24 protein-coding genes are annotated in these 23,140 nt (G+C 74.1%); 14 read left to right on the forward strand and 10 right to left on the reverse strand.

Annotation, left to right across the window (positions count from 1 at the left end; translation table 11 throughout):
• Positions 1 to 68: 68 nt before the first annotated feature.
• Positions 69 to 1,223 (reverse strand): LLM class flavin-dependent oxidoreductase, encoded by a 1,155-nt coding sequence (locus AB4039_RS01265; protein WP_266837163.1) that lies wholly within the window; start codon positions 1,221 to 1,223, stop codon positions 69 to 71.
• 49 nt (positions 1,224 to 1,272) lie between these two features.
• Between AB4039_RS01265 and AB4039_RS01270 the strand changes: the two genes are divergently transcribed.
• A complete protein-coding gene (locus AB4039_RS01270) occupies positions 1,273 to 1,908 on the forward strand; it encodes a PadR family transcriptional regulator (RefSeq protein WP_266837165.1) in 636 nt (211 codons plus the stop codon).
• Between the two features lie 193 nt (positions 1,909 to 2,101).
• Positions 2,102 to 2,785 (forward strand): glycerophosphodiester phosphodiesterase, encoded by a 684-nt coding sequence (locus tag AB4039_RS01275; protein ID WP_442269767.1) that lies wholly within the window; start codon positions 2,102 to 2,104, stop codon positions 2,783 to 2,785.
• Positions 2,786 to 2,839: 54 nt separating this feature from the next.
• On the opposite strand, the gene AB4039_RS01280 is transcribed toward AB4039_RS01275, so the two are convergent.
• Positions 2,840 to 3,379: a GNAT family N-acetyltransferase gene (locus AB4039_RS01280; RefSeq protein ID WP_266837169.1), complete on the reverse strand. Its 540-nt coding sequence runs from the start codon at positions 3,377 to 3,379 to the stop codon at positions 2,840 to 2,842.
• A 160-nt stretch (positions 3,380 to 3,539) separates the two neighbouring features.
• Here AB4039_RS01280 and AB4039_RS01285 point away from each other — a divergent pair, with 160 nt between their 5' ends.
• On the forward strand, positions 3,540 to 4,142 hold the full coding sequence (locus AB4039_RS01285; RefSeq protein ID WP_442269768.1) for a DUF5134 domain-containing protein: 603 nt from the start codon (positions 3,540 to 3,542) through the stop codon (positions 4,140 to 4,142).
• A 92-nt stretch (positions 4,143 to 4,234) separates the two neighbouring features.
• A complete protein-coding gene (locus AB4039_RS01290; RefSeq protein WP_266837173.1) occupies positions 4,235 to 5,170 on the forward strand; it encodes a M56 family metallopeptidase in 936 nt (311 codons plus the stop codon).
• Between the two features lie 37 nt (positions 5,171 to 5,207).
• Here AB4039_RS01290 and AB4039_RS01295 read toward each other — a convergent pair whose 3' ends face one another.
• A complete protein-coding gene (locus AB4039_RS01295; protein WP_442269769.1) occupies positions 5,208 to 5,969 on the reverse strand; it encodes an SDR family NAD(P)-dependent oxidoreductase in 762 nt (253 codons plus the stop codon).
• A 269-nt stretch (positions 5,970 to 6,238) separates the two neighbouring features.
• On the opposite strand from AB4039_RS01295, the gene AB4039_RS01300 reads away from it, so the two are divergent.
• On the forward strand, positions 6,239 to 6,862 hold the full coding sequence (locus AB4039_RS01300; protein ID WP_266837177.1) for a TetR/AcrR family transcriptional regulator: 624 nt from the start codon (positions 6,239 to 6,241) through the stop codon (positions 6,860 to 6,862).
• 15 nt (positions 6,863 to 6,877) lie between these two features.
• On the opposite strand, the gene AB4039_RS01305 is transcribed toward AB4039_RS01300, so the two are convergent.
• Complete coding sequence (locus AB4039_RS01305) at positions 6,878 to 8,365, reverse strand: LVIVD repeat-containing protein (RefSeq protein WP_442269770.1); 1,488 nt, start codon at positions 8,363 to 8,365, stop codon at positions 6,878 to 6,880.
• A 75-nt stretch (positions 8,366 to 8,440) separates the two neighbouring features.
• Here AB4039_RS01305 and AB4039_RS01310 point away from each other — a divergent pair, with 75 nt between their 5' ends.
• Together AB4039_RS01310 and AB4039_RS01315 are read left to right on the forward strand one after the other, a co-directional pair.
• Positions 8,441 to 9,097 carry a DUF305 domain-containing protein gene (locus tag AB4039_RS01310; RefSeq protein ID WP_442269771.1) on the forward strand — a complete coding sequence of 219 codons (657 nt, stop codon included), beginning with the start codon at positions 8,441 to 8,443 and terminating at the stop codon, positions 9,095 to 9,097.
• A gap of 52 nt (positions 9,098 to 9,149) precedes the next feature.
• Positions 9,150 to 10,514: an FAD-dependent oxidoreductase gene (locus tag AB4039_RS01315; protein ID WP_442269772.1), complete on the forward strand. Its 1,365-nt coding sequence runs from the start codon at positions 9,150 to 9,152 to the stop codon at positions 10,512 to 10,514.
• 34 nt (positions 10,515 to 10,548) lie between these two features.
• Here the strand turns inward: AB4039_RS01315 and AB4039_RS01320 are convergent, their stop codons facing one another.
• Both AB4039_RS01320 and AB4039_RS01325 read right to left on the reverse strand, forming a co-directional pair.
• Positions 10,549 to 10,926: an ArsR/SmtB family transcription factor gene (locus tag AB4039_RS01320; RefSeq protein ID WP_266837185.1), complete on the reverse strand. Its 378-nt coding sequence runs from the start codon at positions 10,924 to 10,926 to the stop codon at positions 10,549 to 10,551.
• Between the two features lie 122 nt (positions 10,927 to 11,048).
• The gene (locus AB4039_RS01325; protein ID WP_266837187.1) at positions 11,049 to 12,149 is read right to left on the reverse strand and encodes an NADH:flavin oxidoreductase/NADH oxidase; all 1,101 of its coding nucleotides are present in this window, start codon (positions 12,147 to 12,149) and stop codon (positions 11,049 to 11,051) included.
• Positions 12,150 to 12,354: 205 nt separating this feature from the next.
• Here AB4039_RS01325 and AB4039_RS01330 point away from each other — a divergent pair, with 205 nt between their 5' ends.
• From AB4039_RS01330 to AB4039_RS01340, 3 genes are all read left to right on the forward strand, one after another.
• Positions 12,355 to 13,443, forward strand: a complete 1,089-nt coding sequence (locus tag AB4039_RS01330) for an exo-alpha-sialidase (protein ID WP_266837189.1) — start codon at positions 12,355 to 12,357, stop codon at positions 13,441 to 13,443.
• Between the two features lie 41 nt (positions 13,444 to 13,484).
• Positions 13,485 to 14,171, forward strand: coding sequence for a uracil-DNA glycosylase (locus AB4039_RS01335; RefSeq protein WP_266837191.1), 687 nt, complete (start codon positions 13,485 to 13,487; stop codon positions 14,169 to 14,171).
• Positions 14,172 to 14,281: 110 nt separating this feature from the next.
• Positions 14,282 to 15,202, forward strand: a complete 921-nt coding sequence (locus AB4039_RS01340; RefSeq protein ID WP_442269773.1) for a sirohydrochlorin chelatase — start codon at positions 14,282 to 14,284, stop codon at positions 15,200 to 15,202.
• A gap of 99 nt (positions 15,203 to 15,301) precedes the next feature.
• Here AB4039_RS01340 and AB4039_RS01345 read toward each other — a convergent pair whose 3' ends face one another.
• From AB4039_RS01345 to AB4039_RS01360, 4 genes are all read right to left on the reverse strand, one after another.
• Entirely contained in the window at positions 15,302 to 16,369 is a 1,068-nt protein-coding gene (locus tag AB4039_RS01345; RefSeq protein WP_442269774.1) for a lactonase family protein, read from the reverse strand.
• 54 nt (positions 16,370 to 16,423) lie between these two features.
• Positions 16,424 to 17,563, reverse strand: coding sequence for a nitric oxide synthase oxygenase (locus AB4039_RS01350; protein ID WP_266837197.1), 1,140 nt, complete (start codon positions 17,561 to 17,563; stop codon positions 16,424 to 16,426).
• 366 nt (positions 17,564 to 17,929) lie between these two features.
• Complete coding sequence (locus tag AB4039_RS01355; RefSeq protein ID WP_266841454.1) at positions 17,930 to 19,429, reverse strand: FUSC family protein; 1,500 nt, start codon at positions 19,427 to 19,429, stop codon at positions 17,930 to 17,932.
• A 364-nt stretch (positions 19,430 to 19,793) separates the two neighbouring features.
• Complete coding sequence (locus AB4039_RS01360; RefSeq protein WP_442269831.1) at positions 19,794 to 20,519, reverse strand: VOC family protein; 726 nt, start codon at positions 20,517 to 20,519, stop codon at positions 19,794 to 19,796.
• A 303-nt stretch (positions 20,520 to 20,822) separates the two neighbouring features.
• Between AB4039_RS01360 and AB4039_RS01365 the strand changes: the two genes are divergently transcribed.
• The 4 genes from AB4039_RS01365 (at position 20,823) to AB4039_RS01380 (ending at position 23,132) form a co-directional block, all read left to right on the forward strand.
• The gene (locus AB4039_RS01365) at positions 20,823 to 21,362 is read left to right on the forward strand and encodes a DUF5133 domain-containing protein (RefSeq protein WP_442269775.1); all 540 of its coding nucleotides are present in this window, start codon (positions 20,823 to 20,825) and stop codon (positions 21,360 to 21,362) included.
• 194 nt (positions 21,363 to 21,556) lie between these two features.
• Positions 21,557 to 21,781: a hypothetical protein gene (locus AB4039_RS01370; protein ID WP_266837201.1), complete on the forward strand. Its 225-nt coding sequence runs from the start codon at positions 21,557 to 21,559 to the stop codon at positions 21,779 to 21,781.
• Positions 21,782 to 22,027: 246 nt separating this feature from the next.
• On the forward strand, positions 22,028 to 22,570 hold the full coding sequence (locus AB4039_RS01375) for a hypothetical protein (RefSeq protein ID WP_266837203.1): 543 nt from the start codon (positions 22,028 to 22,030) through the stop codon (positions 22,568 to 22,570).
• Between the two features lies 1 nt (position 22,571).
• Complete coding sequence (locus tag AB4039_RS01380) at positions 22,572 to 23,132, forward strand: hypothetical protein (protein WP_442269776.1); 561 nt, start codon at positions 22,572 to 22,574, stop codon at positions 23,130 to 23,132.
• Positions 23,133 to 23,140: the final 8 nt, after the last annotated feature.

Below are 23,140 nucleotides of genomic sequence, written 5' to 3' on the forward strand. Positions count from 1 at the left end.
AGTCCGCCTAGACGCTCCAAGGATCGGAGGGGTATCCGGGGCGCCTGGGGCACCACGGGTCGAATACCTCACACACCGCCGGCGGAGGGGCCCTGGGCGCCCGTTTTGCCCGTGAAGTGCGGGATCACCTTCTCCCCCCACTGCCGGATGGTCTCCAGGCAGGCCTCCTGCGGCACCGTGCCCATCTGGATCAGGCACATCACCTCGTCGGCGCCCGCCCGCCGCAGTCGCTCCACGTACACGATGGCCTCGTCCGCGCTCCCGTAGGCGTGGTCGGCGTTGAAGGTGGCGGTGACGGTGGGCCGGACCGGGATGTCCAGCTCGTGCAGCCGGGCGACGACCTGCTCGGCGGCCCCGCGCATCCGGGCCCCCTCGTCACCGCCCTCCTCCACCGCCTCGTCCGGGACGCCGGCACCCCCGTACCAGTGGCCGATGGACTGGGCGAAGAAGCGCTGGCCCCGCACCCCGATCCGCCGGGCCTCCCCGGGATCGTCGAGCACGATCGTCGGGCAGAGCACGGAGAAGTGGTCGTTGACGACCGTCGAGACGAACGCGCTGCCGTCCCGGGCCTCGCGCGCCCCGTCGTACACGGCCCGCATCCCCGCGACCGCCTCCGGCCCGGCGAAGCCCATCACCAGCGCCCCGACCCCCAGCTCGGCGGCCCGCACCAGGGTCTCGCCCCGGCTGCACGCGAGGAAGAGCGGCGGGTGCGGCCTCTGGGCCGGGCGCGGCAGGATCGGGTGCGGGTCGATGTCCAGGAGCGGGCCGTGATGCTCCAGCTCCTCCTCCTGCCAGGCCTTGCCGATGATCCGCAGCGCCTCCTCCACCTCGGCCGTGGTGCGCAGCGGGTCGACCCCGCAGAGCGAGGTCTCCTGCGCGGTGCCCCCGCGCCCGCCGCCCAGGTCGAGGCGGCCGCCGGAGAGCAGGTCGAGCATGGCGGCCCGTTCGGCGACCCGGACCGGATGGTTGAAGTGGAAGGGCATGCACACGACGCCGTGCCCGATGCGTATGGTGTGCGTCCGGGCCGCCACATAGCTCAGGAAGACCTCCGGAGCGGACAAGTGGGAGTACCACTTCAAGGAGTGGTGCTCGACGGCCCAGATCCGGTCGAATCCCATGCGTTCGGCGAGCACCGCCTGCTCGACGCAGTCGCGGATCACCTGGTGCTCCCGTTCCACGGTCGGGTCGGCGAGCTGAGCTTCGAAGATGACGGAGAAAATCACGGTGCCTCCAGGATCGCGTCCACTGCCCGGACTCACTTCTATTCGAAATATGACTAGTAGTCAGGCCTCGAACAAGCAAGAGCTCCCGCCGACCGCGTGGGCCGTCCTCGGCCTGCTGTCGTTCCCCGGGGAGCGCACCGGGTACGAGCTGAAGAAGTGGGCGGACTCCTCCCTGCGCTTCTTCTACTGGTCGCCGGCCATCAGCCAGATCTACGCGGAACTGCGGCGGCTGGAGGAGCTCGGCTACGCGGCCTCCGTGCGCCCGGGACCCGAGGAGGTCCGCGCCAAGCGCCGCTACGCCATCACCGACGCGGGGCGCGCCGCCCTGGCCGGCTGGGCCTCGGACACGGCCGAGGCGGGCCCGCCGGTGCTCAAGCACGGGCTGCTGCTGCGCGTCTGGCTCGGGCACCTGTCGGAGCCGGATCGGCTGCGCGCCATGGTGGAGGAGCACATGGACCGCACGCTGGCCGAGCTCGCCGCCGTACGGGAGGCCATGGCGCACGCGGCGGAGGTCCCGGAGTGGGCCTTTCCCGCGCTGGCCCTGCGCTGGAGCGAGCGCCAGCACCTGGCCGAACTGGAACTGGCCGAGGCCCTGCTGGCGGACCTCGCGCAGGCCCGGACCGGCGGCGGGGCCCCGGCGGCCCCCGGCCGTCAAGCCGACGGGGACTCGCCCACGCCCGGGTGACGCGGCAGGGGCTCCCCGGCGCCGCCCGGCGCGCACGGCCCGGTCGGGAAGCGGCCGGGGGGCTTCCGCGAGGCCTTGCACGGCCGGTCCCCTCGTGACCGAGGCGCACTAGCATGCGACTCTCACCGCGCGCGCGGCCGGAAGGGACACCGCGAACGCGCGCCGAGCCGCCGTCGACGGAAGCGAGAGAACCTTGACTTTCCTCACCATCGGTCACCGCGGGGTCATGGGCGTCGAACCGGAGAACACCGTGCGGTCGTTCGTCCGCGCGGAACGCTGCGGGATGGACGTGATCGCGCTGGACGTCCGTCTCAGCAAGGACGGTGCCCTCGTCGTCCTGCACGACGCCGAGGTCGACCGCACCACCGACGGCGCGGGCGCCGTCGCCGACCTGACCCTGGCCGAACTGCGCGGGCTGGACGCCGGCGACGGCGAACGCGTACCGCTCCTGGACGAGGTGCTCGACGCCGTGCGGCCCCCCCTCCTGGTGGCGGTGCACGACCGGGGCGCCGCCCAGGCGCTCGCGGAGCTGGTCGTGCGCCGGGACCTGACCTCACGGGTGGAAGTGGCCTCCGGCGACGGCGGCCTCCTCACCTCCGTCGCCGACCGGGCCCCGGGCGTCCGTACCGTCCTGCGGGTCGCCGGGCACCGCGAGGGCGTCGTGGACCTGGGCCGGGCGGCGGGGGCACGGACCCTCGCGCTCGACATCCGCCGGATCTCCCTGGAGACGGTAAAGGCGGCGCACGCGGCCGGGCTGCGGGTGACGGGCTGGACGGTCAACACGCTGGACCAGCTGCGGCTGGCACGGGCCCTGCAACTGGACGGCGCCGCCACCGACTTCCCGGAGATCCGCAGCACGGGCCGCTTCACGGCGTGAGCGGCCGGTACCGCCGGAACGCCACATCCTCCGCAGCGGTCCCGGTCGTGGTCCTCAGAGGGCCTTGACGAGCAGCTCGAAGGCCAGGTCGTCGCGGAGCGGCACGCCGAAGCGCTCGTCGCCGTAGGGGAAGGGGCTCAGTTCGCCGGTGCGCTCGTAGCCGCGGCGCACGTAGTAGGCGATGAGCTCCTCCCGTACGTTGACCACCGTCATCCGCATCTCCTTGGCGTCCCACGTCTCGCGGGCGTGGCGCTCGGCCTCCGCCATGATCTCCTTGCCGAGGCCGCCGCCCTGGAGCCCGGGGCGGACGGCGAACATGCCGAAGTAGACGTGGTCACCACGGTGTTCGAGCTGGCAGCAGGCGATCAGCTCGCCGGCCCGCTCGACGACGAGGAGGACGGCGTCCGGGTTGGCGATGACCGCGCGGACTCCGTCGGGGTCGGTGCGCTGCCCGTCGAGGAAGTCGGCCTCGGTGGTCCAGCCGGCCCGGCTCGCGTCCCCCCGGTAGGCGGACTCCACGAGAGCCACCAGCTCCGGTACGTCGGCGTCCACGGCGCTGCGGAAACTCAGGGCTGCGGAGGGGGCGGTCGGCATCGGGAGGGCTCCGTTCGGTGCGGCGGCGCGCGCGGGCGCCGGGTGCGGCAGGGAGAGCCTAACGCGGGGCGCCGTGAGCGCGGCGTGAGAGGGCCGCCGGGCGGGCATTCCTTCCGGTGACGCCGACGAACCGGGAGGTTCCGCCGTGCACGGTCCCGCGATGCCCCTCTCCCCCTTCTCCGCCTCCGCCGTCTCCGCCTGGCTGCTGGTCCTGCTGTGCGCCGTGAGCGGTACGTACTGCCTGCTGCGGGCGCGCAGAGCGGAACGGCGGGCGGGCGGGGCGGCGGGGGGCGAGGCGGTGATGGGCCTGGGGATGGCGGTGATGGCCGTGCCGGTGGGGACGGGACCCTGGGGGCCGCCGGTCCTGCTGGCGGTCTTCTGCGCGGCCTCGGTCCACGCCCTGTGGCTGCTGCGCGACGGGGTGCACCACGCGCACCACCTGGTCGGCTCGCTGGCGATGGCCTACATGGCGCTGACGCTCGGCGGCGGGCCGGAGCACGGGCACGGCCGGGCGGGACTGCCGTTGGTGACGGGTGCGCTCCTCGTCTACTACGCCGGGTACGTGCTGCTCGGCGGGGCCCGGCTGGTGACGGCGGGCGGCGGTGCGCTGCCGGCCGCGGCGGGGAGCGCGGCGAAGGCGGGGGCCGGGACCGGCGGCGGCGGCGGAAGCGGGGTGGACGCCGAAGGCGGCGTGGACGACCTCACGCGGGCCTGCCGACTCGCCATGGGGACGGGGATGTTGGCGATGCTGCTGACCATGTGAAGCCCCGCCGGACCGGGAGCCGGACGTGTCCTGCGTCACCAATGACCCGGGAGCGTACCCGCGGGAAGTGCGCCGCTCATAGGCTGGCGGACATGATGGTCCCCGCCGCCCTTCTGCTGCTCGGCGCTCTGACCGCGTTCCTCGCGCCCCGCCTGCTGGCCCGGGCCCGCTGGCCCGAGCGTGAACCCGTCGTCGCGCTGTGGGCGTGGCAGTGCGTGGTGGGTGCCACCCTGTTGTGCCTGGCGCTGTCGATGCTGCTCAGCGCGGCCGCCGCCTGGCAGGCGGTGCGGGGCCGGCTCTTCGCGGCGGCGCCCCACGGGGTGGTCGACGCGTACGGGCTGGGGGCCGAAGGCGGGCCGTGGGCCACCGGGACCGCCCTCGCACTGGCCTGCGGAGGGCTGTGGACCGGGGCGATGCTGACCCGGGAGGTGCTGCGGGCACGGGCCCGGCGGCGCACGAGCGGGGCCGAACTGGAGCTGCGCGCCCCGCTGTTGCCCGGCGAGGACCCCGCGGCGACGAGGCTGGTGGTCCTGGAGGGCCCGCGTCCGGAAGCCTGGTGGCAGCCGGGAGCCGCCCCCCGGCTGGTGGTGACCACCGCGGCGCTGGGCCGGCTCAAGGGCAGCCAGCTGGACGCGGTGCTCGCGCACGAGCAGGGCCATGTGACGGCGCGGCACGACTGGCTGCTGCACTGCTCGCGGGCGCTGTCGCAGGGGTTCCCCCAGGTGCCGGTGTTCGCGGCGTTCGAGGCGGAGATGCACCGGCTGGTGGAGCTGGCCGCCGACGACATGGCCTCGCGGCGTTACGGGCGCCTGACGGTGGCCCTGGCCCTGGTCGGGCTGAACGAGGACCGGGGCGTCTTCGGCCCCTGCCCGACCCAGGCCCACGTACCGCAGCGGGTGCGCCGGCTGCTGACCCCCGTACCCCGTCTCCCGGCGGGGCGCCGGCTGCGGCTGACGGCCCTGGCCACGCTGGTGCCCGCGGTGCCGCTGCTGGTGGCCTTCGTACCGGGGCTCAGCGCGCTGGCCTAGGACGGCGCCCGGGGCGGGCGCCGGTCGCGGGCCGGGGTCAGACCTGCTCGGTGGGGCGCACCAGCAGCTCGGCCACCGCCACGTGCCGGGGGCGGGTGACGACGTAGCCGATCGTATCGGCGACGTCCCGGGCCCGGAGCCGTTCGATCGCGCCGAACCGGCGCGTGAGCGCCTCCTGGACCTGGGGGCTGTTGTGGTCGCGCAGCTCGGTGTCCACGCTGCCCGGCTCCACCACGGACACCCGCACGTGCCGGCCGGCGGTCTCCTGGCGCAGGGCCTCGCTGAAGGCGACGACCCCGTACTTGGTGGCGCAGTAGGCGCTGCTGCCGGCGAAGGCGACGCGGCCGGCGACCGAGGAGACGTTGACGACGTCGGCTACCCGCCGGGCGCCCTCGGCGGCGGCCGCGGCCAGGTGGGGCAGGGCCGCGTGGGTCGTGTTCATCAGTCCGGTCAGGTTGATGTCGACCATGCGCCGCCACTCGTCGGTCGTGGCGGCGGCGGCCGGCCCGAGGATCATCAGGCCGGCGTTGTTGACGAGGGTGTCGAGCCGGCCCAGTTCCGTGACCGTCCGCTCGACGGCCTCGCGCACCTGGGCCTCGAACGCCATGTCGGCGGCGATGACGAACGCGGTCCCCCCGGCGGCCCGCAGGCGCGCGGACAGTTCGTCCAGCCGGTCGGCGCGCCGGGCGACGAGCGCCACGGCCGCGCCGTGGGCCGCCAGGACCTCGGCCGTGGCGGCGCCGATGCCGCTGGAGGCGCCCGTGACCAGGGCGACCGTTCCTTCGAGTACCGCGTCCACGTCGCTTTCCTCCTCCGGCTCGGGAGACCGCTCCACCTGGCCAGAATGCGCCCGTGCGCGGTCGCCCGCCCGGCAGGCGGTGGCACGGCGGCATGGAAGGAAGAATTCCGCTGGAGCCGTGGTGGAGGACGTCCGGAGCGCGGAGAGGAGGGAACGCAGAAAAGAGGGGGGAAGGAGTGCCTGCCCGGGGTGATCCCCCGCGTCACCCCGGGCAGACGGTCCCGCGCGCTGAGTATATTGGCTCGGAGCCAGTCAACGCAGGAGTAAGCATGTCCCCGCGCAGCGCATCGGTCAATGAAGAATTGCGCAGACGTTCCCGGGAGCGGCTGCTGCAGGCAACGGTCGAACTGGTCGCCGAGCGCGGCTACGAGGCGACCAAACTCGGCGACATCGCCGACCGGGCGGGCGCGGCCCGCGGCCTGGTCTCGTACTACTTCCCCGGCAAGCGGCAGCTGCTGCAGTCGGCCGTGCACCGGCTGATGCACCTGACGCTGGAGGCGGGGCTGGAGCGCGAGCCGCGCAGCGACGACGGCCGCGAGCGGCTCGCCCGTGCCGTCGACGCGATCCTGGGGCTGGCCCGTGACCAGCCGCGGCTGATGCGGACGCACATGGCGGGGATCCTCCATGCGGACGGGTTCATCCAGTGCCCCGAGCAGCAGCGGCTCGCGGCACTGCTGCGGGACACCGTGGTCCGGTACGGCTCGCAGGACGTGGACACGGACTATCCGCTGCTGCGGGCGCTGCTGATGGGGGCGGTGGTGGCGGTCCTGCTGCCGGGGGCGCCGATGCCCGCGTCCCGGCTGCGGGCGGAGCTGTTCCAGCGGTACGGGCTGGACTGGGAGCTGGGCGTCCCGCCGGACGGCGGACCGCCCGGCGGAACGTTCCCCCGGTAGGTCCGGGCGGGCCCGTCAGCGGTACTCGGGCTGGCTCTGCACGTTGAGCCGGTCCATCCGGACCCACTTGGCGCTCTCGGTGCGCCAGTCGTCGAGCCGCAGCACGTCCAGGCCCTTGGCTATGTCGTTCGAGTAGATGTGGCCGTTGTAGTAGTACGCCGACCAGGAACCGCCGATGCCGAGCTGGTCGGTGCTCAGCGGGCCGCGCTCGAAGTAGCCGATCTCCTTGGGGCTGGTGGAGTCGGTGAAGTCCCAGACGGACACACCGCCCTGGTACCAGGCCTGGACCATGATGTCGCGGCCTCCGCCGACCGGGACCAGCGAGCCGTTGTGGGCCACGCAGTTCTCGGTGTCGGCCTGGGCGCGCGGGATCTTGAAGTAGCCCCTGAAGACCAGTTTGCGCTGGTCTCCGCGGCCGGTGATGTCGTAGATGCCGTCGGCGCCCCGGTTGGGGCCGGTGGCCGCGTTGCAGGTGGCGCCGCCCCCGCCGCCCAGCTCGTCGGTGAACACCACCTTGTCCGCACGCTCGTTGAAGGTCGCGGAGTGCCAGAACGCGAAGTTGACGTTGTCCTGCACCCGGTCGATGACGCGGGGCCGCTCCGGCTCGCTGATGTCGAAGAGGATGCCGTCGCCCATGCAGGCTCCGGCGGCCAGGTCCTGGGACGGCAGCACGGTGATGTCGTGGCAGCCGGTGGTCTTGGAGACTCCGGGGTTGGTGGGCGCGCCGGGGTTGCCGCCGTCCGGGAAGAGCACCGGGAAGGCGACGACGGCGGCCTGGGTCGGCGCCTTCTTCGGGACCTTGACGACCGAGATGCCGTCGTGCGGCGGCTGGCAGTCCGGGAAGGCCTCGCTGGGTGAGTAGGAGGCGACGTAGAGGTAGAGGTCACGGCCCCCCGGCACCAGGGTGTGGGTGTGGGAACCGCAGGCGGTCTCGACGGACTTGATGTACTTGGGGTTCTTCTTGTCCTTGATGTCGAAGATCTTGATGCCCTCCCACGACGACTTCTCCGTGGCGGGCTGCGAGACGCTGTTGCACGAGTCGTCGCTGCGCGAGGAGTCGGTGGAGAGGAAGAGCAGGTCGCCGGAGACGGAGACGTCGTTCTGGCCGCCGGGGCACAGGACCCGGGTGACCACCTTCGGGGACTTGGGATCGGCGATGTCGTAGATCGTGAAGCCGTCGTAGTTGCCCGCGTAGGCGTAGTTCCCCTGGAACGCCAGGTCGGAGTTGATGGTGTTGGGGTTGGCGCTCGGGATGTTGGCCAAGGGCTTGATGTTGCGACTGTGCACGATCTCGTCCTTGCCGGGGATCTCTCCGGGTGCGAGTTCGCGGTCCTGCGCGGGGCCGGCGCTCTGCCGGGAACCCGCTCCCGGTGTGAGGTCGCCGGGGTCGGGGGTGGCGGCCGCCGGTCCGGCGGTGGCCAGGAGCGTAGCGAGGAGTCCGGCGGCGGCCAGGGCCACCCCCAGACTCCGGTGGCGCACTCTGACGGTGTGCAGCGTGGTCACTGTGCCTCCCGTGGGGCCCGTACGTTTCGCTCCTCCTGGGAACGGAACCTGGACCCCGGCAGTATCTTCCTTTCCATGGACATGGCAAACGCATTACTCGGCCGATTCCTGGGGGCGGCCCTGGCCGCCGCACTCCTCCTCACCCTCACCGGCTGCCAGGACGACGACGGCGGCGGCGGACGGGCCGGCGAGGACGCCGCGGTGGTCGTCGCCCCCGGCAAACCGGGCGAGAAGTCCCGCACCCTCTCCCCCGAACAGGCCGCGAAGGAACGTCCCGACGACACCCCCAACGCCGCCGACCAGACCTACGTGCGCCACATGACCGAACACCACCGCCAGGCCCTGACGATGAGCGCCCTCGCCCCCGACCGGGCCTCCTCGGACGCCGTCAAACGCCTCGCCGAGCGCATCACGGCCGCACAGCGGCCCGAGATCGGGGCCATGGAGAAGTGGCTCTCGCGTTACCCGTCGCCCGGCTCCGACGCAGCGGCCCACGACCACGGCGCGATGCCCGGCATGGCCACCGAGCAGCAGATCAAGGAGCTGACCGAGGCCAGGGGCACCGACTTCGACCGGCTCTTCCTGAAGCTGATGACCGCCCACCACGAGGGCGCCGTGAAGATGGCCGGCGAGGCGCTGGCCGGGGGCAACAACGGGGCCGTCGAGGAGATGGCCAACGAGGTGGTGGCCACCCAGACCGCCGAGATCCACCGGATGCGCGCGATGGGCTGACGGGGCGGAGCCCCGGTGTCATGCTGGGAGCACCTGCGGGAGGAGCTCCGCCGTGCTTCGTGTCGCCGTCGTCGGTTCGGGTCCCAGTGGGGTCTACGCCGCTCAGGCACTGGTCCAGCAGCGGGAGGTACCGGGCGTCCGCGTCGACGTGCTGGACCGGCTGCCGGCGCCGTACGGCCTCGTACGGTACGGGGTGGCCCCCGACCACGAGAAGATCAAGTCGCTGACCGGAAGTCTGCGGTCGGTGCTGGAGGACGAGCGGATCCGCTTCCTCGGGAACGTGGAGGTCGGCGGTGGACTCCTCTCCACCGCCCGGCTGTTGGAGCTGTACCACGCGGTGGTGTACTGCGTGGGCGCGGCGCGCGACCGCACGCTGGGCATTCCCGGCGAGGAACTGGCCGGGGTGCACTCCGCGACGGAGTTCGTGTCCTGGTACAGCGGACACCCCGACGCCCGGCCCTTCGACCTGGCCGGGGTGCGCTCGGCGGTGGTGGTCGGGGCCGGGAACGTCGCGGTGGACGTGACCCGGATCCTGGCCCGGGGCGTGCCCGAGCTGCGGCCGACCGACATGCCGCAGCCGGCCCTGGGCGCGCTGGCCGACAGCGGGCTGCGGACGGTGACGATGGTGGCCCGGCGCGGCCCGTCACAGGGCAGGTTCACCACCAAGGAACTCCGCGAACTGGGCACGCTGGCGGAGGTGGACACCCGGGTGGACCCCRCCGAGCTGGCCCTCGACCCGGCCTGCGCCGAACCTGCCGACCCGGCCGCGGCGGCCGCCCTGCCCGCCGTGGCCCGGCGGAACGTGGAGGTGCTGCGCGGATGGGCCCGGGAGGCGCCGGACCCCGGCGCACGGCGGTCGATCTCGCTGCGCTTCTACCTGCGCCCGGTCGAGCTGCTCGGCGGCCCTCAGGACCGGGTGCGCGGGATCCGCTTCGAGCGGACCGCCCCGGACGGCCGGGGCGGGGTGCGGGGCACGGGCGCGTACGAGGACCTCGACGCCGAACTGGTGCTGCGCTCGGTGGGCTACCTGGGCGTGCCGCCGGCCGGGCTGCCCTTCGACGCCGCCACCGGGACGGTGCCGCACGCGGCGGGCCGGGTGCTGCGCGGGGGCCGGGCCTCGGTCGGCGAGTACGTGGCGGGCTGGATCAAACGGGGTCCGACCGGGGTCATCGGCACCAACCGGCCGTGCGCCAAGGAGACGGTGTCCTCGCTGCTCCAGGACGCGGGCCCGCTGGCCCGGCGCGAGCTGCCGGCCGATCCGCTCACCGCCCTGCGCGCGGCCGGCCTGCACCCCGTGGAATGGCCGGGCTGGCTGGCCATCGAGGCGGCCGAGGAGGACCTGGGCCGCTCGCTGGGGCGCCGCTCGGTCAAGATCCCCGACTGGCCGGGCCTGCGCGCCGCGGCCGGCATCGCCTGAGCCGTCCCCCGCGGAGCTCACCCGACCCGATGCCCTACGCCGAGGACGCGTCCGGGGCGGAGGCCCGGTGGCCGAGCCGGGCCTCTTCGGCGGCGGCGGCCAGCAGGACGCCGTCCAGGAGGCCGGGGAAGAGGGTGTGGAGTTCCGTGCGGCGCAGACCGTTCATCTTGGCCGTGCCGCGGTAGGTCTGGCGCACGACCCCGCTCTCGCGCAGGACGCGGAAGTGGTGGGTGGTCGTGGACTTGGTGACCGGCAGGTCGAAGTGCGAGCAGGAGAGCTCGGCTCCGGTGGCCGCGAGGTCGCGCACGATGGACAGCCTCACCGGGTCGGACAGGGCGTGCAGGACGCCTTCGAGGCGGATCTCGTCCGGCTCGGGGTGGGCCAGGGTGCGGGCGGTGTCCCGTTCCGGCATGTCCGGCTCCTCTCGTTCGGATCGGCCTCCGCCGGGCGGCGGCGGACCCCATCGTACGAGAACCGTCGTAGGACAGGTGGGGGTGCGGCGCGGGCGTGGGGAACTCCCGCGCCGCACCCGGTTCACCAGGAGCGGTGGTACTGGGCGGGCATGCGCAGTTCCCCGCCGAGTTCGGCGGCGGCGCGGCGGGCCCAGTAGGGGTCGCGCAGCAGCTCGCGGCCGAGGAGGACGGCGTCCGCCTCTCCGTTGGCCAGGATCTTCTCGGCCTGCTCCGGCTCGGTGATCAGCCCGACGGCGGCCACGGGGAGCTCCGTCTCGTTCTTGACGCGGGCCGCGAAGGGCACCTGGTAGTCGGGGCCGACGGGGATCTTCGCGTGCGGGGCGAGGCCACCCGTGGAGACGTCGAGCAGGTCCACCCCGTGCTCCAGGAGCAGGGCGGACAGCCGGACGGTGTCGTCGGCGGTCCAGCCGTCCTCGTCCAGCCAGTCGGTGGCGGAGATCCGGAAGAGCAGCGGCAGTTCTCCGGGCCACACCTCCCGTACGGCGTCGACGACTTCGAGGGCGAAGCGGGTGCGGTTCTCGAAGGAGCCGCCGTAGGAGTCGGTGCGTCGGTTGCTGTGCGGGGAGAGGAACTGTCCGATCAGGTAGCCGTGGGCGCCGTGGATCTCCAGCACCTGGTACCCGGCGGCCAGCGCGCGCCCGGCGGCGGCGGCGAACTGCGCGGTGATCTCCCGGATCTCCTCCACGGTGAGGGCCCGCGGCTCCGGGTCGCCGTCGCCGAACGGCACGGCGCTCGGCGCGACCGGCGTCCAGCCGTGCGCTTCGGGCCCGACGGGGCGGCCGCCCTTCCAGGGCCGCTCGGTGGACGCCTTGCGGCCGGCATGGCCGATCTGGATCCCCGGAACGGCGCCCTGGGACTTCACGAAGTCGGTGATCCGGCGCAGGGCCGCGACCTGGGTGTCGTTCCAGATGCCCAGGTCGTAGGGGCTGATCCGGCCCTCGGGGGAGATGGCCGTGGCCTCCTGGACGATCAGTCCGGTGCCGCCGGTGGCGCGGGCCGCGTAGTGCGTGAAGTGCCAGTCGTGGGCCACACCGGCGTCGGGGCCGGCGGGCTCGGCGCTGTACTGGCACATCGGCGCCATCCAGACGCGGTTCGGCACGGTCACCGACCGCAGGGTGTAGGGCTGGAAAAGGGCGGCGAAGGCGGCGGGTGCAGCACTCATGGGGGCTCTCCAGATGTCACCGGACGCGCGCCGGGGGCCGGCGCTAAGTACGAGAAACACCGTACTACGAAATCCCTCGTAGTACGAGACTTCACGTACAAGCAAAGCGCCGGGGCGCCGCGCGCCGTCCGGCCGGTGTCGGCGGCCGGGTGCAGACTGGCGGGAAAGCCACAGCGGTGGACGAGGGCGTCCGGAGGTGCCGGCCATGACCGACGTGCTGTTGCTCGCGGGAACGCGCAAGGGGCTGTTCATCGGCCGCCGCCGGGACGCCGGCCCCTGGGAGCTCGAAGGGCCCCTCTTCAACGCCCAGGCCGTGTCCGCCGTGGCCATCGACGGACGGGGGCCCGCACCCCGGCTCCTGGCCGGCGGGGACAGCTCGCACTGGGGGCCGTCCGTCTTCACGTCCGACGATCTGGGAGCCACCTGGCAGGAACCGGCCGCGCCCGCCGTGAGGTTCCCCAGGGACACGGGCGCCTCCCTGGAGCGGATCTGGCAGCTGCAGCCCGCGGGCCCCGAGGCCCCGGACGTGGTCTACGCCGGGACCGAGCCGGCCGCCCTGTTCCGCTCCACCGACCGCGGTGCCTCGTTCGAGCTGGTGCGGCCGCTGTGGGAGCACCCGACCCGCTCCGCCTGGGTTCCGGGCGGCGGGGGCGAGGGCCTGCACACGGTGATCACCGACCCGGCCGATCCGGCGGCCGTGACGGTGGCCGTCTCCACCGCCGGGGTCTTCCGAACCCGCGACGGCGGGGCCCGCTGGGAGCCGTCCAACCACGGGGTCTCGGCGGTGTTCCTGCCCGACCAGCACCCCGAGTTCGGCCAGTGCGTCCACAAGATCGCCCGGGACGCCGGGACCTCCGGCCGGCTCTACCTCCAGAACCACTGGGGCGTGTACCGCAGCGACGACGCCGGCGCCGAGTGGACCGACATCGGCGCCGGACTGCCCTCCGACTTCGGCTTCGCCGTGGCCGCCCACCCCCACCGCCCCGACACCGCCTACGTCTTCCCGCTCAACGCCGACTCCGACCGGGTCCCGGCACAGCACCGGTGCCGGGTCTTCCGCACCGCGGACGCGGGATCCCACTGGGAGCCGCTCTCGAAGGGGCTGCCGTCCGGGGACCACTACGGCACGGTGCTGCGCGACGCCCTGTGCACCGACGACGCGGACCCGGCCGGCATCTACTTCGGCAACCGCAACGGCGAGCTGTACGCCAGCCAAGACGACGGCGACAGCTGGCGGCAGCTGGCCGCCCACCTCCCGGACGTCCTGTGCGTCCGGGCCGCCGTACTGCGCTGAACGGGACCCGCTGTCGGTGTGGGCCAGTAGAGTGATCACCCATGGCAGCAAGACCGTTGAACGAGATCGTCGAGCCGGGCTGGGCCCGGGCCCTGGAGCCGGTGGCGGGTCAGATCGCCGCGATGGGYGACTTCCTGCGCGGGGAGATCGCGGCCGGGAGGACGTACGTCCCCTCCGGCGCGAACGTCCTGCGCGCCTTCCAGCAGCCCTTCGACGAGGTGAAGGTGCTCATCGTCGGCCAGGACCCGTACCCGACCCCGGGGCACGCGATGGGCCTGTCCTTCTCCGTGGCGCCCGAGGTGAGCCCGTGGCCGCCCAGCCTGGACAACATCTTCCGCGAGCTGCACGCGGACCTCGGCACCGGCCGGCCGCTGAACGGCGACCTGACCCCGTGGACCCGGCAGGGCGTCCTGCTGCTGAACCGCGCGCTCACCACCGCCCCCCGCAAGACCGGCGGTCACCGCGGCAAGGGCTGGGAGGCGGTCACCGAGCAGGCGATCCGCGCCCTGGCGGCGCGCGGCAAGCCGCTGGTGTCGGTGCTCTGGGGGCGCGACGCCCGCAACCTCCGGCCACTGCTGGGCGAGCTGCCCGCCGTGGAGTCGGTCCACCCCTCCCCGATGTCCGCGGCCAACGGCTTCTTCGGCTCCCGGCCCTTCAGCAAGACCAATGAGCTGCTGGTCCGCCAGGGCGCGGAGCCAGTCGACTGGCGGCTTCCTGCGGTCGGTTGAACCTTATATGACATTGAGCTACGACATTCCACGGATAAATACGGACAGAAGCCGCCCGAACAGGCCCTGCCCGAACACCTCGTTCCGATAAACCAGTAGCATGCGGCGCCATGAGCTCCCCCACTGGGCCCGCCAACGGCCTGCCCGTACGAATGCCGCGACCCCGCCAGACCGGGCGGCACCGCCGGCCCGAGCCCGCGGTGGCGCCCGAGGGCGCGCCCGCGCTGGTGCTCGCCGTGCCCGGTGCCCCCTCCGCCGCCTCGCGCGGTCTCGCGGAAGAGATCATCAGCATCGGCCGCTCCGAGCTGCCCGGCCTGGACGCCCGGATCGGGTACCTCGAAGGTGACGACGCCGAGGGGGCCGAGTTCCCCTCGCTCTCCGGCGTGCTGACCGCCGTCGCGAACGAGCGGACCGCGCGCGCCGAGTTCGCCCGCGCCGCCGGGCACGAGGTGCCCGCGCCGACCGGCCCCGACGCCGTGGTCGTGCCCCTGCTGGCCGGCCCCGACGGCGACCTGCTGCGCCGGATCCGCCAGGCGCTGATGGACTCCTCCGCCGCCGCCGAGCTGGCCGACGTACTCGGTCCGCACCCGCTGCTCGCCGAGGGCCTGCACGTACGGCTCTCCGAGGCCGGCCTGGCCCGCGCCGACCGGGCCCGCCTGTTCACCGTGGCCACCGCGGCCGACGGCATCATCCTGGCCACCACCGGCGGCGAGGAGGCCGTCCAGGCCGCCGGGATCACCGGCATGCTGCTGGCCGCCCGCCTCGCGGTGCCCGTGATCGCCGCCGCCCTGGACCAGGAGGGCTCGGTGGCCGCCGTCGCCGCCGAGCTCCGCGGCTCCGGATCCGGCCAGCTGGCCCTGGCGCCCTACCTGATCGGCCCCGAGGCCGCCGACGGGCTGCTGGACACCGCCTGCAAGGAGGCCGACTGCGCCGCCGCCGAGGTGCTCGGCGCCTACCCGGCGCTCGGCAAGCTCGCCGTCGCCCAGTACAGCGCCGCCCTCGGGATCACGCTGGGCGCCGCCGCGCACTGAGGTCCCGTACGACGCGGCGAGGGCCCGCTCCCGGGTCCGGGAGCGGGCCCTCGCCGCGGCCGTGGACCGCAGCCGGGGCCCACGGCCCCGGCCCCGGGGTCAGCCGAAGACCACGCAGGAGGCGGCCGGTACGGCGACGGAACCGGCGCGGCGCGGATGTCCGGTCAACGGGTCGACCTCGAACCAGGTGACGTCGCCGGAGCGCTCGTTGGCCGCGTAGAGCCGGCGCCCCGAAGGATCGGCCGCGAGATCGCGCGGCCAGTGGCCGCCGCAGGCGACCGTGCCGGTGAGCTGCGGCTTCTCCGGGCCTCCGGCGAGCGAGAAGGTCACGAGGGTGTCGGCGCCGCGGACGGCGGCCCACACGAAGCGCCCGTCGGACGAGGCCACGATCGCGGAGGGGTAGGCCCGTGCGGCCCCCGAGGCGCCCGCCGAGGCGACCGGAACCTCCCCGATCGGTTCCAGGTGCCCGGAGAGCGCGTTCCAGCGGCAGACGGTCAGCTGCGGCTCCAGCTCGTGCAGTACGTAGACCACCTCGCCCGACGGGTGGAAGGCGAGGTGGCGCGGTCCGGCGCCGGCGCGCAGCACGGCCTCCCCGTGCACGCGCAGCGCGCCGGTGGCCGGGTCGAGCCCGCAGATCCGTACCGAGTCGGTGCCCAGGTCCACGCTGAGCACCCACCGGCCGGTGGGGTCGGGCAGCACCTGGTGGGCGTGGGGTGCCTCCTGCCGGTGGGCGTCGGGGCCGGTGCCCCGGTGGGTGAGGACGGAGGCGGGCCCGCGGAGGGCGCCGTCCGGGGTGAGCGGCAGGCTGCTGACGCTGCCCGAGCCGTAGTTGGCGGTGAGCAGACGGCGCCCGGCCATGGCGAGGTGGGTGGGCCCCGAGCCGCCGACGCGCACGGGCGCCCCCAGGGGCGCCAGCCCCCCGGCCACGGGGCGGAAGGCGGCCGCCGCGCCCTGTTCGGTCTCGCCGACCGCGTAGAGCACGCCGGTGCCGCGGTCGAGCGCGAGGTAGGAGGGGTCCGGCAGCGAGCCCTCGGCCGCCAGCGGGGTCAGCGCACCGGTGGCCGGATCCACGGCCGCGGTGGTGATGCCGCGGCCGCCCCCCGAGGTGAACGAGCCGATGTAGGCCCGGTGTCCGCCGCTGTGGTCCGTGCTGTCCGCGTCGTCCACGGGTGCCCCTTCTCCGCCGTTCCGGATCCGTACGGGCCGACCGTAACAGAAGGTCTAGACCAAATCCTCGCCTCTGGCGCGTTCCTGGGCACCGGCGTGGTGCACGTACGCGGTGGCGCTCGGCCGGTCCTCGTAGGTCCGGTGGAAGACCGGGGTCGCCGCACCGGAGATCGGCGGGACGATCCAGGACCAGTCCGCGCCCACCTCGCGCCCCTTGCGCTCCTCCCTTTCCAGGTGGGAGAGGAACCGCCGGGACTCGGTGTGGTGGTCGGCGATGGTGACCCCGGCCTCGTCGAAGGAGTGCAGCACGGCCCGGTTGAGTTCGACCAAAGCGCGGTCCTTCCACAGCGAGCGGTCGCTGGTGGTGGCCAGGCCGAGCCTGCGGGCCACGGCCGGCAGGAGGTTGTAGCGGTCGGTGTCGGCCAGGTTGCGGGCGCCGATCTCGGTGCCCATGTACCAGCCGTTGAAGGGGGCGGCCGGATAGTGCACCCCGCCGATCTCCAGGCACATGTTGGAGATGGCGGGAACGGCGTGCCAGCGCAGGTCCCAGTCGCCCCAGTCGTCCTGCCGGTCCGGGTGCCGGATCGGCACCTCCAGCACGGCGTCGGCGGGGGTGTCGAACCAGCGGGGCTTGTCGTCGACGCCCTGGACCACCAGCGGGAGGAGGTCGAAGGGGGTGCCGGCGCCGCCCTCCCAGCCGTGCCGCAGCAGGGCCTCGGTCAGCGGGGCGTTGCGGGCGTCCCCGACGGTTATGGAGTGGTGGTCGCCGTAGCCGGCGTAGCGCACCAGCTGCTCGTTCCAGATCAGCGGGCCGGGGCGGTCCGGGGCGTCCGGGGCGAAGACCGTGATCGTCGGGCGGACCCGGCCGCCGTTGGTGGCCTCGCGCAGGTGCTCGAAGCACTCGTCGGCTATGTCCTCGGCCTCGGTGAGCGCGCGGCGGTCGCGCACGCGCAGCGAGTTCCAGTAGAGCCGGCCTATGCAGCGGTTGCTGTTGCGCCAGGCCACGCGGGCACCGTGGACCAGTTCCTGAGGGGTGTGGCGGTAGGTGCCGGTGTCCGCGAGCTCCGCCCGTACCTCGGCGAGGCGGGCCCGCGGATCGCCCGCCTCCGGATTCTCCCGGTGGAAGAGCCGGATGAACTCCTCGGCTTCCTCCCACACCTGCGCGGCGCTCGCGTACTGCTGGAGAATTTCCATTCCGACCGGTTACCCCCCGTCCGACCAGATCCACCCTGTACGTGCCGGATGAATGTGCAATGAACAATGACCCGTTGTACATGTCGCAGGTGAGTGCCGTGAGCGGCGCGAGTACGGACCACTCCTCCGAGTGGTCTTCGCCCGTTGTCCTGCGGTGAGGGCTCCAGCGGTCGTACCATCCGCCGCAGCCGGGGAGCCGGGCGGGCCGGGGGCCGGGGCGGTCGGCGGTCGGCCGTCAGTCGCAGGGACGGCTCATGAACAGGGCGCGCTCCCCCGCCGTCCAGGGCGACGAGGGTCCGGGCGTCCTCCTCCTCGTCCCCGCCGCCGCCATCCGGTCCCCGGGCCTTGCGGTGCGGTGCCGGAGCGTCAGGCCCCGACGGTGGCCAGCGGGGCGCGGGGGTCGGTGCGCAGGGGCGCGGCGAGGGCCGTCAGGGCCTCCTCCAGGCCGTGCAGGTGCGCCAGCGCGGGCTCCGCGGCGGCCGGGCGGGGCGCGGTCCGCGGGGCCGCGGGCCCGGCGGTGCCCTGCGGGGCGGTGAGCGCCTCGACGGCCGCCTCCACGCGCCAGCAGGCGGCGGCGAGCCGGGCGTCGTGCGAGGCCTGCGGGTCGGCGGCGACGGCCACGAGCCCGCGCACCTCGCGGGCGCAGTCGTCGAGCAGCGCCAGCACCTGCCGGGCGCGGGCCTTGCGGGCGCGCAGCGGGCTCAGCGGGTGGACCAGCGGCGCGAGGGCCATCCGCACCCGGCCCAGCAGCAGCTCCAGCTCGGCGGCGTGGGGGGCCGGATCGGCGTCCGGGTCGCCCGCGAGCCGGTCGAGGGAGGCGGCGGTGGACGCCCGTACGCAGTGCAGCGCGCGCTGGATCCAGGCGTCGTTGGCGGCGTGCGTGGTGACCGGGAGGACCAGGATCACGGCGAGCGACGCGCCCAGGGCGCCGACGGCCGTCTCCTGGAAGCGGAGCAGCAGCAGGCCGGGGTGTAGGACGCCGAGGAGCCCGTAGAGGAGGCCGGCCATGACGGTGACGAAGAACATCATCCAGGAGTACGAGGGCGCGGCCGTGTAGAAGATGCCGAAGACGCAGACCGCGACGAGGGCCGCGGTGGGCGCGGGCGCTCCGTGCAGCGGTACCGCGATCAGCAGTCCGGCCGCGATGCCGATGACGGTGCCCAGCACCCGGCGGAAACCGCGGACCAGGGTCTCGCCGCGCGAGGCGGTGTTGACGAAGATCCACCAGGCGGTGCCGACGGCCCAGTACCAGCGGTCCTCTGACAGCGCCTGGCCGACGGCGAGTGCGAAGCCGCAGGCGGCGGTGGCCTGGAAGGCCTGCCGGGTGGTGGGCCGGGCCAGACCGGTGCCGGGCAGGCCCGGCGGGGCGGCCGGGGGCGGGGTGCGGCGCTCGATGGGCCACAGGACGAAGCGCGCGGCCCCCGCGGACAGCAGCGCCAGCCCGACGGCCGCGAACAGTTCCGGGAGCTGGGCGGGCACGGCGTGCAGGAACTGGGTGACGAAGAACATCATGAAGGCGAAGACGCCGAGGGCGTGGCCGCGCGGTCCCCAGCGGCGGGCGTACACCCCGGCGAAGACCACGGCGAGGAAGCCCGCGTCCCGGGCCTGCGGCATCCCGTGCAGGCTGGTGGCCAGCGCCAGGACCGGGAAACCGGCGGCGGGCAGCAGGGCGGTGGTCACCCGCTGGGCGCGCACGTCCGCGTCGAGGACGGTGAACAGCGCCAGCAGGGCGGCGAGTCCACCGGTGATGGAGGCGGTCAGGGAGAGGCCCGCCAGTTCGGCGGCGACGACGGCGAGTCCCACGCCGACGACCGCGCGCAGCGAGTTCCTGAGTCTGGTGCGCCCCGGGTCCGGAGCCACGAACATTCTCTTCACGGCGGTGTGCCGCCCCCCTTGCGATGGAGCACGCCGGGCCGCCTATCGCCCGGGGGTGGTGGGCGGTGTGGGGGCACGGCGAAGGCGCCACGGTCCGGACCGGCCTCGTTGCCGTCCGGCGCTGCGTGGCGCCGTAAGTACATGGATACGCCACAGATAACCATCCGGAGGCCCACTGGCTCAAGCGGGCCCCCTGCCACTGGGCCATTGGCACAGCCGGAGCGGCCGGAAATCGACCGGGATCCGGCCGGCGGACCAGAACGGCCCGAGGGCGGGTACGTTCGGCCGTACGGGGTGCGGCTCTGGCCACAGAGGCTGCGACGGGGGCCGTACCCCGGCGGGCCGCGCGGGGGCGTCAGCCGGTGTTGGGGGCCACCGCGGTGAAGAGGGCTCCGTCGGGGTCGCGCAGGGTGACGGAGCGGCTGGTGCTCGTGGTCTGGACCGGGGAGGCGACGGTCCCCCCGAGGGCCGTCGCCCGCTCGACGGCGGCTTCGAGGTCGGGGACCTGGAAGTGGGTGTGCCAGCGGGGGCGGACGTGCGGATCGGGGTCCGCCTCGACGGCGCCGCCGGTGATCCGGGCGACGGTGTCCCGGCCGTGCCGCAGGACCACGCGGTCGTGCTCGTAGGAGACGGTGCAGCAGCCGGCACTGTCGTCGGCCCAGTCGAGCACCTGGCCGTAGAAGATCGCGGCGGCGAAGGCGTCGCGGGTGCGCAGTTCGAGCCAGGCGGGGGCGGAGCCCCGTCCGACGCTCCAGTCGGGGATGACCCCGCCCTGCCAGAAACCGAAGACGGCACCGTCGGGGTCGGCCGCCAGGGCGGCGCGGCCCGTACCGAAGGGGAGCGGGCCGACGGCCACGGTCGCACCGCGCTCGCGCACGCGCGCGGCGGTCACATCGGCGTCGTCGACGGCGAAGTACGGGGTCCAGCCCACGGGGAGACCGGGCGAGGGGGCCGGTGCGCCGATGCCCGCGACGGGCGTCCCGTCCCGGAAGGCGATCGAGAGGCCGTCCCCGGTGCCGCGGAACTCCCACTCCATCACGGCGGCGTAGAACTCCTGGGCCGCCGGGAGGTCCCGGGTCATCAGGCTGACCCAGCAGGGCGCGCCCGCGAGCTCATGGCTGGATGTCGACACCGGTCCCACGTCTCCTCTGCCGCGCGGCGTACGGAACCGGCCCACCGTAGCCCCGGCGGGCCGTACGGACGGTGAGGCTCGGCAGCACCTGCCCGATCGGACGCAGCGCGGCGGGCGACGGCCGGGGCGGCGGGGAGCGCCGCCCCGGCGGGAGTCGGGGCGGCGTGCGGGTGCCGACCGGTTTCAAGGCGGGCATACCTTTCATACGTGCGGACATATGCGCGCTCGGCCTTGGGTTGAAGGGATCATCCGGTGGCGTTTCCTCACATTCCTCAGATCGGCGGACGCGAAGCCTCCGCCCCGTGCGCGACCGCGTGGGCGGTGGGCGTGGTGATGGTGGTGACTCCTTGTCCGGCACGGGAGGCGCACCGCGTACTGGCCGCCGCGGCCGCGGCGGCGCACATCGGCGTCGAGGGGCTGGCGGCGGCGATGGCCGCCGCGGCATGGGGCGTGAAGGCGCCCAAGAGAGTGGAGCGGGCCCTGCGACGGGCCGTCGAGGCGGCCCGTACGGCCGGGGCCGACGGGGCGGGAACCTCTCCGGCCCGGCCGCTGGTGCCGAGCCGGGAGCGGACGCAGGAGGCCCTCGGCCGCTTCCGGGGCTGCCGGGCGTGGCTGTGGGCCGACCCGGCGGACGCGGCCGCCCGCCGGGCGATGGACGACGCCACGTACACGCTGTGCGTGCTGATGGGCCGCCCCACGGCGCACGAGGCGCTCCGCGCCGCGGAACTGCGCCTCGCGGACGGCGCCCACCACGCTCCGCGGGGAATGGACGAGACCGGCCTCGCCGTCTGACCCCCCGGTCCGGGGGCTCCTGACCGGGGGCCCCCTTCCGGGACGCCCCGGCCCGGCGTCAAACCTCCCGCGCGACGGATTCCCCCGGTCGGCCGAAGTCCGGTGGCCGCTCGGCCGATCGGGGGCTCTCATGGGACAGCGGGCGGTTTTCCGCCCCACCCACGCAAGCGCGGAAAGGCGTCCTCATGTACGAAATGCGCGCTGAATCCCCGGACGGCCGGGGTGAGCTCCTGTGGCACGTCCTCGCGAAGGAACCTTCCTCCGGCACCCTTTGCGGCCGGCACGCCCCGCCACCGCCCGCCGTCCCCGCCATATCCGCCGAGACGACCGGCGAACGCTACTGCGCACCCTGCATGGCGGCCTTCCGCTCCGCGGTGCAGGCCCATGCCGACAAGGCCCTGAGCCCCGAAGCCGCGTAGCCGGCCGCCCGGCGCGCCCCCCGCACCCGTCGAGCCCCCGCGGGCCCGGACACCGGAGGTCCCCGGTGTCCGGGCCCCCTGCGTGCGCCGTCGCCCCCGGGGAGACGCCCGGCGGGGCTCCCGACGGCAGCTTCCCTCCGTCTTCCGGCCCGTCCCGGGTTTGCCGGGCGGCAACGCGGGCAGCCGCACCAGCACACGCACGTGGGGTACGCACCCTGCGCGGGGGCCCCGGATCGGAGGCCGGAGATGTCCACGAGCACGTTGATAGCGGTGATCGTCGTCGCGGCGGTCCTGGTGGTCGCGCTGACCGCGACGATGTGGATGCTGGCACGACGGCGGCACCTGCGCGACCGGTTCGGGCCGGAGTACCAACGCACCGTTGAGGAGAAGGGCGGCGCGCTGGCCGCCGAACGCGACCTGCACGCCCGCGAGGAACGCCACGACCGGCTCGACATCAGGGAACTTCCCCCCGAGCGGCGCCGTGAGTACGCCGACTCGTGGGGCAGTGTCCAGGAGCACTTCGTGGACCGCCCCGAGGGTTCGGTCGCCGAGGCCGACGAGCTGGTCTCCCGGCTGATGCGCGAGCGCGGCTACCCCACGGAGGGGTACGACGGACAGCTGCGCGACCTGTCGGTGGAGCACGGACGCACCCTCGACCACTACCGCGCCGCGCACGACGTCAAGGTACGCAGCGGGACGAACGGGGCGACGACGGAGGAGCTGCGCGGGGCGATGGTGCACTACCGCGCCCTGTTCGACGACCTCCTGACGGACCAGAGGAGTCGATGACATGCACACGAACGAAGGCAAGCAGATCCGGGCTCCCGAACCGGGAGCGCTGACGACCGAGGACCTGGCCCGTCCGGAGACGGGCGGGGAAGCGGAGGAGCGGAAGGCGGCCGTCTATCCGGGCGAGGCCACGTCGGTCGGACCGGACGAGGCGGACATGAACGACAGGGCGGACGGGCCCGCGGGGACAGAGCGTACTGCTCCCGCGGGGACAGAGGGTACTGCTGAGGCCGAGGCGGGTGACGCGGCGGAAGGGACCGCTGCCCAGGAGGCCGACGGGCCCGGCACCGCGGACGAGCCGCTGCTCTCCCCCGCGGACGCGGACGCCTACCGCACGTCGTGGAGCGAGATCCAGGGCCGCTTCGTCGACGACCCGAAGGAGGCCGTCGAATCGGCGGACAACCTGGTGGCGGAGGTCATGCGGACCCTGGCGAGCAGCTTCTCCACGCACAAGCAGGAGTTGGAGGGACAGTGGGACCGCGGCGAACAGGTCCCGACCGAGGACCTGCGTCTGGCGCTCCAGCGCTACCGCTCCTTCTTCAACCGCCTGCTCAAGACCTGACCCCGAAG

The sequence above is a fragment of the Streptomyces sp. M-16 genome, from assembly GCF_052114405.1.
Classification (GTDB): Bacteria; Actinomycetota; Actinomycetes; order Streptomycetales; family Streptomycetaceae; genus Streptomyces.